This window comes from Vibrio sp. J2-4 (assembly GCF_021728155.1).
GTDB lineage: Bacteria > Pseudomonadota > Gammaproteobacteria > Enterobacterales > Vibrionaceae > Vibrio > Vibrio diabolicus.
On record NZ_JAKKCN010000003.1, the window covers coordinates 15,079 to 26,569 of the forward strand.

The window sequence follows — 11,491 nt, forward strand, 5'->3', positions numbered from 1 at the left end:
TACCAAAACCGTTGAGTAAAACGGGACGCTTGGTGCGGTTTGTTATGTATAATTACGATAGTTCAAAATAATCATTTCTTGATTTTATTCTTAGATTCTTTTCTCTTTGTTAAAAAAGGAAAATACACTTTTAATGGTATGAGTTTATTTGTTCTACCTTGATAAGGAAATAAGGTTTTATAACATGATAAGTAATGATCTTGACTACTATTCTCGTGATCAAGTTCAAATCCGAATATTTTGTAATTAACCTTGATGAAATCCTTGGTTGCTCTAATCGCTTTTTGCATACTCTCTTTATCATCAGAACAAACGTACATAACAAGAAATAATTCACAAGAAGGCCTCTTTACTCGCTTCTCTAACTGCTCAAACGCAGTTAACAACATTGATTTTAGGCTTTTCCCTTCATCAATAAACCGTTTACACTCTATAATTGCACTGTAGTCAGGATATTTCTCATAAAATAGATCAATCCTTCCGTCAACGTTCGGTTTTTCAGGAGTGCATCCTTCACCTAACAAAATGCTAAAGTTATTATTTAAGTCATTTTCAAGTTTAAAACCATCACCATCACGATATAACGAAGGATTTTCGATTAATTTATAAAGAGCACCAGTTATTTTCCCTTCAAAGGGTTCAAGAATTTGTACTTTATATCGATAAAATAAATCCCACAAAGGCACTACAATGTTCGACCTCAATACTCCACCTTGAGAATAATAATCGACATTAATTGCTTTTGAATAACTTCGTAAATTTACGCCTTGGTATCGCATCACTAGATCTGATATCATGCAGATGCGCTTCTGTATATATTCAAAAGTAAGTAAATACGTTGTAAAACCTTCAACTTGCATCGTTGAATTAACACGATACTCTATTTCTTTAATAGCATTTCTGATTGATTTTATTATATCTTGTACATCATGAGCCTTATCAAGGCAATACCTTATAGAACCCAAGTGTTCTAATGCTTGACTAGTTGTTTTAAAAATCTCATCAGAAAATAATTCAAACAATTCTATGGGGTATTTTTTAGATATCAGATACGATTTAGTCACTGTCTCTCCTTGTTTTTAGTCAGCTCTTATATGCATCTATTTCCAAACCATAACAGCATATTAGGCAGCATGCTCGATAACAAGCACGCCATCTTGATTGCATTTTAGCTACTTCAGTAACGCTATCAAGCATTTAAGCCCTACATTGATATCTATGTGCGGTTTTACGTTCGGTAAAAGCAAGCATGCGCGTATAGCGAGACCTCATATACGCTCATCAAAAATGATAAAGTTAATATTTTCAATTAGATATATAGTTATGCACTGTAGAAAGCAAGCGATTCTTGTCTCGTTAATATCGCAAGGATAGGTGAAAATAAGAGTGATTTAGTTATAACTGTATACCCACACAGTTGTCTTGGGTTGTGCGTTAATAACCTGTTGAACTTCACTTGAATGAAGTTGATAAGAAATTCTAAGGCAAATTCAGAAGAACAGCCTGTGAATGAGTCAAAGCATTAACAACGAAAGGGAAAAGGTGACTCACAGTAGAACGCCCTGATTTGTCACAAGGCAGATACGACTTAGGGCAAGCTGTTAGGTATTGTTACAACTTGGCATGTGCTCTAACCGATTGAGTCATGAAGAGTCCGAGTCATTTCCACTTGGAAACTGAATCAGCTTAGCCTTAGATGCATAGAGTCTTTGCCTATCTTTCGGTGATAAACTACTGTGTATAGCCATAATTAACTCAACTTCTATCTTTTGCTGCTGATTTAACGCAACTTCAGCACGCTCTAACTTAAACTCTAGCTCTCGTTTAGCTTCTTTGAGCTTCTTTATTTCAGATTTCAGCTTTCCAGTTAGTTGTTCCAGTTGTTCCGGTTCTTCCACTACAACTTGTTGCATTTCGTTAGCATCATTTGAGTTGGTACCGTTGTCACTAGCTGCGTCTAAAATTATCTTCTTAAGCTCAGGGTAATGTCGCAATGATCCAACTGACAACTTAGCCTCGCGCTCGACAGTATATGGGTTGATGTCATATGGCTCAGCCACATATTCTGCATTTCCCTCAACTAATCTGCTCAAAGCACTTAAAAACCGTTCTTTGGTTTTCTTTCGTTTTTGCTCACGCCTTGTGACCATGTTTACACCTCATTATTTAACGAAATCAAAATGTTCTCAATTGAATCTGGAAGAACAAACCGATCGAAAGGTATCCCGAGATCATCCATAATCTTTTCCGCAGATCTTATTCTCAACAAATCTCTGGAAACTAGGCTAGGATCTAACCAACCTTCACGTTCTGCTAGCAAAAGCATACGCATCGCTTCTTGCCTTGTAGACTCTGCGTATGAGGCCGACTCAATAATATCAAACTCGCAATCTACACATTCAGTTAAATCAATTTCCATTCGCATAGAACAATTCCTATTCGTGCAATACATGTTTGGAGCAATTGCGTGGAAATGGCTGCCATCTCTAATTTCCTTTTCCCAATAAGCTACCGTCAGCTTTCTATTTTTAAACGATTGTTCAATCGGTTTAGACATGGCTTCTCTATGTAGCTGCTTACCTTTACCTCCAGCAAGGCGTTCCCCATTAGAAATTTTTTGGTAAATACCAGCAATTTTAGTAGCTTTTTGTCTGACTCGCTCCCGTTCCAAATCGGTATACATTTTTCTAAAGGAGTCAGCATTACGGCGTAATACATCGTCATTGCCATACTATAATGAGAAAACTGCCTTTTCAGTTGTGGGTGATCTGCTAATTCAAACCCTACAAGGTAAAACGCAAGGCTTCGCCTCAATTGGTGCTTTGTAACTTTCCAAATACCATTCTTAGGTGGATTGTAATCAGGGTCGCTAAGCTGCAAAGATGCATAATCACCATTAGTCAGGGCCCAGATTGATTTATCCCGCTTGGATAGTGAGTTAACAAAGCCTCCAATTTCTGTGCGTCTTCGTGGCCAATATGTAAGAGTTAATGAACAAAACATCCACTTCTGTTCTGTAAGGGGTAAACACTTTCTGATAGGAGTATGTATTGCATTGAGCATTCTAAATGCGTTTGCGCCTGTTTCTGTTGTTACAAAAACATCATCCTTACCTTTGTAGGATAAGGTTATTTTATTCGTTCCTGTATGTACCAACGGGATTTTTTCACCGTTTATGGTCAAATATTGCAGTCCATAATTAGGATTTAAATGTGCCAATTCATCACTGCGCATTCCAGTTAAGGCTAGGACCAAATAAACACATTGATTATTTAAATCATTGATAAACTGTTTAAGTTCACTAATACTGTAGTTTTTTCCGTCTATCACTAATGGTGGACACGATTCAATAAAACTATCTGACTTTAAAGCAGAAGCATGAGCTTCACAAACTCGCATCCAATCCTCATTTTCACCATAATCATGAATTGGAATATTCTCTTTTTCAAAAGCCTTTACAAAGTCTGAGTACTGAGACTTATTTCGAGTATGCTGAAAAACTGTATAAAACGAAACTTCGTTACGCCTAAATCTAGCTAATATACTGTTTCTTTGTTCATGTTGCCAAGTTAGCAAAGCACTCCAAGTTTCTGAAATCTTATCTATATGGGGAGACCAACGTTCCAGTTCATTTGTGTAGTGATCTAATGCATTAGCATAAACTCTATATGGTATCACTGGTGTTTGAGTCTTTCTGGTTCTCTTGACACCAAAGTCTTTCTCGTAAGATAGATAGTTGACAAAATTTACTTTGAAAGGAAGGTATTCGCTACATCGAATAATTTGGTTTAGTGGCATTAAGGCGTTATGATTATGAAGTGACCATCCAAAGTTTCTATCACTAATCTCGCTGAGGAGTTCTATATCTAATCCATTGAATGTCGCCCGACTCTTTGACGCAATACTAGCAGCTAGATTTCTCAACACGGAGAGAGAACCTTGAATTGATTTCATAGCCATTCTGTTTGTATCTTTGTACATTAAAATTAATGTAAACGATTTTAGCTGATTGATGAGTAGTCGAGGCAGCTCTATTTCAGGATGATCAAACCTCAGGAACATATTGGAAAGTTTTCCTACTTCAAATCCTGTTAGATTCCATTGATCTTGCCCGAAAAAAGATAGAGCAGCTTCCGTATTTGGCTGGACAACTTCATTATATTTACGGAAAAGATTCAATTTCGGCCTCCACTAGACCCTATTGTTAGACTTAGTGTTGATGCCCAATATATGTGCCTCCCATTTAAACGCAGCAATTCACGTGCTTTTAACACAGTCCTTTTTGATAAATTAACGTTAATAGCTAAATTAATCTTTTGAATCACCTCCCCAAGATTTACTTCAAACTGACTTCGATATAGGTGTTCTGCGTCTTTTAAGCACTCTATGAATGACAACAACTTGTATACAGCATCAACTTCATCAACCATTTTGCAACTTGAACATCCTATACATTCATCATATTGGCTACAATGAAGTTGGTAATTTTTATCTAATAACTGCATTTTCTTCACACGATAGCTTTGCTGATTATGTGAAGGAGTAGAACCATAAGAACAAAAAGTACCTGCGATTGTTGTATAACCTCTAAATTTATTTATAGACTCATAAGTGAGCACATCCATTTCTAGATATTTTGCAACATTTTTTTTTGCTAACTCCAACTCCTCACCTTTTGCTAATCTTTCAATTACCAACAACGCTTGATGTACAATTTGTTTATCTCTTTCTGGATTATCTTCACAATAATGTGCTAACTGTACATTAATAGAATTATGCAGAATTTGTTGGACGCTAATTAAAGACGAGTTAGTTTTTACCCGTGCAAGCATAGCATTAGCTTTTCGAAACTTTGCGTTTTGCAACTCCAAAAAATAATCACCATTTCGAATACCATAATCCGATAATTTATTAAACCCCATGCAATTAGGAACCAAGCCTTCGATTGGCACTAATATTCCTGACTTTAATTCGGGTGTTAACATCTTATGTGGACACTTCTTTTTTTGACAGTGCTTATATCGTTCCATTGTAAAAAAACAATGTCGTCAAATATCTTTTTGTACTCTTTTTTGATTTCAAAAGAAGATAATTCTCCACTTAAAAGAGTACCGGAAACGATATAACAATCACTTTCTTCCTTAATGGTAAGAGGTAATGTTACTTTTCTGATATCAATATCATCATCAATAATACAGTTAAGTATTGCAAAGGAAATACCACCAGCCATTGCTCGCCAATGCCTTGCTTTCTTAACAGTCCTTTCTACGTAGTTTCCTTTTTTATGTGTCTTTATATGATCATATTTTTGGTTATTAACCAAATTGTAGAAAGTGTTAATCAGTGGTTCTATTGCGCGTAAGTTGTTATCTGATACTAGATGCAACAATACCTCTAACTTCAAGCAATAGGCATCCCTAGTGGGAGAGATCGGAATTGGATTTTTATCCTTATCTAATAAATAAAGTAAACTACCATTCGAATGAGAATGGAACATATTTGACAAGGTTTATAATAGAATTATGAATTGATATCCACTCTTTAAGGCTTTGCCAGTAATCCTTTCGGATACATCCCCACCAACCAGAGCATAAACATCGTGATTCCCTCTTCTTTTATAGGCTTCAAACTCAAACCACTCTTCTGTTCTATCTATTTTCTTACTTGATATTCTTTTTAATGGTCGGCAAATTGATAATAGAGGAGTTGAATTCATTGCTGTGAAATAGGACATCAAAAAGAAGCCTGCTATCATTGCCTGATTTATTGGAAAACCTAGGTGTGATGAGTTTGACAAATGTTTTCCCCGACATTCGGGTTTACCCACAGTAATTAATTTCCCATCAATACTGATATCAATAGGTGAAAATGGGTCATTAGTTCTAATTATTGATGTTGTTATCTGTGCGAAAAATGATAATAACCTACTAAGTAATAACTTTATTTCATTTTCGGAATATGATTCTATGGGATTATTATTAGATTGAAACATTGGTAATTGTGCAGACCATGAATCACTAAATACATTGCAAAGGAGTAAAGACTTTTTTACAAAACCAATTTCACCTTTTGCTGACATCTCAGTAAAAGGAAGCTCCTAATTATTCTCATACAACCAAAGTGGCTTAAACACATCACTATTGCGAACTCTCTCCCATAAGTAATTGTGGTAACTGAGATAACCTTCCTTATTCATAGGATCAACTAGATTTTCGTCACAATGCCTTAAGTATCTTTTGAATCCCATATAATAACGTTCAAGAGATGTTTGTGAACCTCCATCCTTTATATGTTTATGCAAGTTTCTAACATATGTGTCTATAAATGACTTTCTTTCTTCAATTATATCACCATGTGTTTCGACTGAGCTGACCCTCAATAACGAGCAATCAATAACTCTACGTTGGTTATTAACCTCAATTGTTATTCTGTCTATTGGTAAGTCATTGATACTACTTTCAACATTTTTATTATACTGCTGAGCTTTATAATTAACTGTACTCTTTGCCATCGTCATTCCCTGCAATAGAATCTTCACAAATCTGATTAAGCATACGACCATGTTCTTTTTTTACAGCATTCACCTCAAAAAACTTAATGTATTTTAATGTTGATGAAAAATCCTGCTGTCGCATTAGTGACTGAAGCAAAGTACCAGCCGTTATAACTCCATATATTTCCACTAACTCTTCAAACTTGTATGTTGCGAAGGTGCTACGCAAATCATGTATTCTGTAGTACCAAGAGCTATCTATTTTTCTTATCTTCCTTCTAAACGCAGACCATGCTGTTTCTATGGTATTTTTAGCAAATAACTTCCCATCTCTATTTATAAATAGTCGATCAGAATTTCCTTTTCTGTTTATAAATCTTTCTGAAAGAGTGTAATCGTATAAGTCCCACATCAGCTCTGAGGAAATTTCGATGACACCACCTTCTTTTGAGTTTTTTGTTTCCCAGTTATCTTTAATTGGACTAATAACAACTTTAATTACATCTTCAAACTTAGGTCTTCTAACAATACGAAGAGGAACTGTCACAAATTCTTCTAAACGTAATCCACACTCAATAGCAAGACGAAACATTAATTGCTTTTCGACTTTTAGCTCAGACAACATGTTGTAAAATAGCGCCTTATGCTTAGGTGTCATTGGTTTTAATGTGTCATGACTTGCACGATACTGCGAACTTGGAAAGCTCGCCATAATATCAGTAGTGTGTACAATTTTTGTATATCCACGGCTAGATCTTGCACTAATATGAGATAACATATTTGAATCTCTTGAGCGTGTATTTCTAATTTCTACTTCTTCTTGGACAAAAGCCTTGTTGATAATCTCAGGATCAATCATCCGTTCATAAATTAGGTATCGGTAAAAGGCGAGTACCGTGCGCATCCTATTTTTTGCGGTGCTCAACGAAATGTTATCGTCAGAATCAGCTATCGCTCCTATCAAGTAGTCTGCATATCGATAGGTAGGTCTATCTTCTTCTCGTTCTGGGAACACATCAAATGTACAACCGCAAAGATCAATAAAACGGAAGTAATGCAGCAATGCCTTTGCTTGAGGCGAGGTATCTTTCTTATTTTGATTTTTTTTGAGGTAATAGAGGTATTGTGTTGCTGAGCGTACTATTTGCGCATTTTTATCCATTAGAGCATGGATGGTGAGTGATATAGGCTCATGTTCTTCTTTTAAGCGAAGAGTTTCTTTTCTAGTTAAGTCGTCTATTTCAACTTGAATCTTGGGGTATTTATTAACCTCTATCAGTTGTATGTAATAATCATCAACCTGAAGACGCCCCTTGCCTTTTATGCTCATAGGTATCACTAATCCATAGCTTTATTCTATACAGATAAAAGAAAGACTTCGAACTAGCTAGTGTTCAAAATCCATACAATAAAATCATAGAAGTGAACATTATTTTTAGCAAGGGTGTTTGTCATAATGTTTTCGCAGGGGTGCCGCGACACTGATGTACACACCCCGACACAAACAATGTGCAGCGCGTACCCGGTCCGTTAACAACGTCAATTGGATAATATTGGTGGTAGTTCATAATGCGTCTCTTTGTTATCGCGAAAAAGAAAATCAACCTAAAGCAGGTTGATTTTCAAAGTGTTGAATCGAGTGGTAATTAACCTTATAGGTGTTTCACTCGACGTTTAACTTCTTCTTGTTTGCCGAAGTTAAACGGACGTGCATCTGGGCTGCCCAAGTAGCCACATACGCGACGTGTCACCGATACTTTGGTTGAATCGTGGTTGCCACAACTTGGGCAAGTAAAGCCTTTGCTTGTACATTCAAACTCACCGGTGTAACCACATTCGTAACACTCATCAATCGGAGTGTTGGTTCCGTAGTAAGGAACGCGGGTGTAACTGTAGTCCCACACGTTTTCTAGCGCTTCTACGTTACGTTGCATGTTCGGGAACTCACCGTAACAGATGAAGCCACCGCTTGAGATTTCTGGGTAAGGCATCTCGAAGTCGATCTTGTCGTAAGGGTTAACCTTCTTCTCAACGTCCAAGTGGAAGCTGTTGGTGTAGTAACCTTTGTCTGTTACGCCTTCAATCAAACCAAACTCTTTAGTGTCGATGCGGCAGAAACGACTACATAGGTTTTCACTTGGTGTTGCGTACAAGCTAAAGCCATAGCCAGTTTCGTCAGCCCATTGATTCACCGCATCTTTTAGATGTTTGATGATCGCGACCGCTTTTTCACGCAATACCGCATCATCGTAAACGTGCGCTTCAGTACCAAACAACGCGTTGATAGTTTCATGCACGCCAATGTAGCCTAGAGAAATTGACGCACGGCCGTTTTTGAAAATTTCTGCAATCGAATCGTCCGCTTTCAAGCGCACACCACATGCACCTTCCATATATAGAATGGGCGCAACGCGCGCTTTTACGTTCTCTAGACGAGAAATACGCGTTTCTAGTGCTTTACGAGCAAGACGTAGACGATCATCAAGCAGTTCATAGAACTTCTCTTCGCTGCCTTTTGCGCGAAGCGCAATACGTGGCAAGTTCAAGCTAACTACACCAAGGTTGTTACGACCTTCATGGATAAGTTCGCCATCCTCTTCGTAAGTACCTAGGAAGCTACGACAACCCATAGGTGTTTTGAATGAACCCGTTACTTCCACGACTTTGTCGTAGTTAAGAATGTCTGGGTACATACGTTTTGAAGCACACTCAAGTGCAAGCTTCTTAATGTCGTAGTTTGGATCTTCTTCCTTGTGATTTAGACCGTCTTTAATACCGAACACCAATTTAGGGAATACGGCGGTTTTACGGTTTTTGCCAAGACCAGCGATACGGTTTTTCAAAATCGATTGCTGAATAAGACGAGACGCCCAGCTTGTACCAAGCCCAAAACCAAACGTAACGAATGGCGTTTGACCATTTGCCGTGTGTAGTGTGTTTACTTCGTACTCTAGCGATTGGAATGCGTCGTAACACTCTTTCTCAGTGCGAGCTTTAGCGAACTCTTCTGGCTCAGCAATGTTCCACTCTTTCGCGATTTCTAAATGCTTTTCATAGCTCGTGATGACGTAAGGTTCTAACACTTCGTCGATACGGTTGATGGTTGTACCGCCATAAATATGGCTAGCCACTTGAGCAATAATTTGCGCTGTTACTGCGGTCGCAGTTGAAATCGATTTAGGCGTATCGATTTCTGCATTACCCATTTTGAAGCCGTGCGTTAGCATGCCTTTCAAATCGATAAGCATACAGTTAAACATCGGAAAGAATGGCGCATAATCCAGATCGTGGTAGTGAATGTCACCCACTTCGTGTGCTTGAACCACATCACGAGGCAGGATGTGCGTTTTCGCGTAGTGCTTCGCCACGATACCAGCCAACAAGTCACGCTGAGTTGGGATAACTTTGCCGTCTTTGTTCGCGTTTTCGTTGATCAAATCAAGGTTACTTTCTTCAATCAACCCCTCGATTTCACGAGTTAGTGCACTTTGCTTTTCACGCGCGATGTCGCGGTCATGGCGGTATTCAATGTAAGAACGTGCTAGGGCTTTGTAAGGACCTTGCATGAGTTCATTCTCGACTAAGTCTTGAATCTCATGGATGTGAACTTCATCGTGATCTTTTAGCTGTAACTCGACAGCAAGAGCGACATTAAGAGCATAAATGGCGACATCTTTATCCTTGTTTTCCGCTGCCGCTTCAACTGCTGCTTGGATACGATCCCTGTTGAACGGAGCTCTTGAGCCGTCACGCTTGATTACGATTGGTTTCACTTTCTTCTCCTTACCCCAGCATACTCACAGAGTTATCCACAAACACACTATATGGGGTTATTTTTTATTCTGCTAACACAATATATTGTGGCGTATTTAACGAAAAGCACCACTTGAAAACATTGATTTTGATCAATAAAGATCGGCTAGCGGACAAGAACAAATCGATCTTATTGGTACTGATCTCAGTTGCGAAGAAAACTATGAAAATTGCAAAATTGGTACGAAATCTACTTGCTTTTTTTAGAGCGCTTATAGGATAAAGGTTGGAAAGGAATACGCTAAAATCCAGGAGTGAAACAAGCCAATATGCGATCACTATTTGTTACTGCCTTATTAATTTTTAGTTCAACGTCACTTGCTCAAAACTCCATCAGCTTAACCAGTTGGAATATAGAATGGCTGTCTATAAATGGAGGTAAGGTTTCGAGAACCAGTGACGATTTCGTCAAACTCAACCAATATGTGGATAAAACTCAAGCCGACATCATCGCCTTTCAGGAGGTCGACTCCAAAGCCGCCGTTCAAAAAGCCGTAGGCGATGGCTACGCGATTTACCTCTCTGATCGAGCTCAATCAAACAATAAGCACCTTCAGTTTTCTGATACTAATCAGTACACCGGTTTTGCTGTGCGCAAAGACATAGAAGTGTCTGACCCAGCAGACTTCTCAATCACGCGTGGTAATAGCAAGTTGCGCTTTGCCAGCTACATTGTCGTTAACCCAAACCAAAAGGACGAGCTTCACCTGATCTCTGTGCATCTAAAAGCAGGATGCAGCGGAGCATACAAAAACAACCGCAATTGCCAAACACTGAGCCAACAAGGAGAAGCTCTTGCGAAATGGATGCGCGAGAGAGAAAAGAAAAAGCAGCAGTACGCCGTAATGGGCGATTTCAATCACAACTTGTCGTATCAACGTGATTGGCTGTGGGCGATCATGACGCTTGGTAACGATGCTCAATTGGTAACGCGAGATACCAAAGCGGATTGCAAGGTTCGCTCAAATAAGAACCCAAGAAAAACACACCAATTCCGCTCTTTGATTGATCACATTATTGTTAGCCCGCAAATAAAAGCGAAAAACGCACATTAAACGCTGTTCAGCTCACAAGATGTTTTGGATTACAAACTGAGTGACCATTGCCCTGTAAACGCAACGGTAACGCTTAACTGAACGAACAAAATAGCCCAGCATCATGCTGGGCTATTTTATATTGTTTGTT

10 protein-coding genes and 2 pseudogenes are annotated in these 11,491 nt (G+C 38.3%); 1 reads left to right on the forward strand and 11 read right to left on the reverse strand.

Annotated features, from left to right (window positions below; translation table 11 throughout):
- Positions 1–71: 71 nt before the first annotated feature.
- The 11 genes and pseudogenes from L3V32_RS10315 to nrdD form a co-directional block, all read right to left on the reverse strand.
- The gene (locus L3V32_RS10315; protein ID WP_237284236.1) at positions 72–1,064 is read right to left on the reverse strand and encodes a hypothetical protein; all 993 of its coding nucleotides are present in this window, start codon (positions 1,062–1,064) and stop codon (positions 72–74) included.
- Positions 1,065–1,643: 579 nt separating this feature from the next.
- Complete coding sequence (locus tag L3V32_RS10320) at positions 1,644–2,150, reverse strand: hypothetical protein (RefSeq protein ID WP_178981080.1); 507 nt, start codon at positions 2,148–2,150, stop codon at positions 1,644–1,646.
- 2 nt (positions 2,151–2,152) lie between these two features.
- The gene (locus L3V32_RS10325; RefSeq protein ID WP_237284237.1) at positions 2,153–2,557 is read right to left on the reverse strand and encodes a hypothetical protein; all 405 of its coding nucleotides are present in this window, start codon (positions 2,555–2,557) and stop codon (positions 2,153–2,155) included.
- A complete protein-coding gene (locus tag L3V32_RS10330) occupies positions 2,515–4,179 on the reverse strand; it encodes a hypothetical protein (protein ID WP_237284238.1) in 1,665 nt (554 codons plus the stop codon). Before L3V32_RS10330 ends, L3V32_RS10325 begins: the two co-directional genes overlap by 43 nt.
- On the reverse strand, positions 4,176–4,952 hold the full coding sequence (locus L3V32_RS10335; RefSeq protein WP_237284239.1) for a hypothetical protein: 777 nt from the start codon (positions 4,950–4,952) through the stop codon (positions 4,176–4,178). Before L3V32_RS10335 ends, L3V32_RS10330 begins: the two co-directional genes overlap by 4 nt.
- A gap of 26 nt (positions 4,953–4,978) precedes the next feature.
- The gene (locus tag L3V32_RS10340; RefSeq protein WP_237284240.1) at positions 4,979–5,404 is read right to left on the reverse strand and encodes a hypothetical protein; all 426 of its coding nucleotides are present in this window, start codon (positions 5,402–5,404) and stop codon (positions 4,979–4,981) included.
- Between the two features lie 105 nt (positions 5,405–5,509).
- Positions 5,510–6,079, reverse strand: a complete 570-nt coding sequence (locus L3V32_RS10345) for a hypothetical protein (RefSeq protein ID WP_237284241.1) — start codon at positions 6,077–6,079, stop codon at positions 5,510–5,512.
- Positions 6,080–6,097: 18 nt separating this feature from the next.
- Positions 6,098–6,511 (reverse strand): hypothetical protein, encoded by a 414-nt coding sequence (locus L3V32_RS10350; RefSeq protein ID WP_237284242.1) that lies wholly within the window; start codon positions 6,509–6,511, stop codon positions 6,098–6,100.
- Positions 6,492–7,823 (reverse strand): site-specific integrase, encoded by a 1,332-nt coding sequence (locus tag L3V32_RS10355; protein WP_178981074.1) that lies wholly within the window; start codon positions 7,821–7,823, stop codon positions 6,492–6,494. Before L3V32_RS10355 ends, L3V32_RS10350 begins: the two co-directional genes overlap by 20 nt.
- A gap of 142 nt (positions 7,824–7,965) precedes the next feature.
- Positions 7,966–8,061: pseudogene (locus tag L3V32_RS10360) on the reverse strand (4Fe-4S cluster-binding domain-containing protein); the annotation flags it as partial.
- A gap of 84 nt (positions 8,062–8,145) precedes the next feature.
- Positions 8,146–10,266 (reverse strand): anaerobic ribonucleoside-triphosphate reductase, encoded by a 2,121-nt coding sequence (gene nrdD, locus L3V32_RS10365; RefSeq protein ID WP_237284243.1) that lies wholly within the window; start codon positions 10,264–10,266, stop codon positions 8,146–8,148.
- Positions 10,267–10,575: 309 nt separating this feature from the next.
- On the opposite strand from nrdD, the pseudogene L3V32_RS10370 reads away from it, so the two are divergent.
- Positions 10,576–11,442, forward strand: a pseudogene (locus L3V32_RS10370) (endonuclease/exonuclease/phosphatase family protein).
- Positions 11,443–11,491 lie beyond the last annotated feature (49 nt).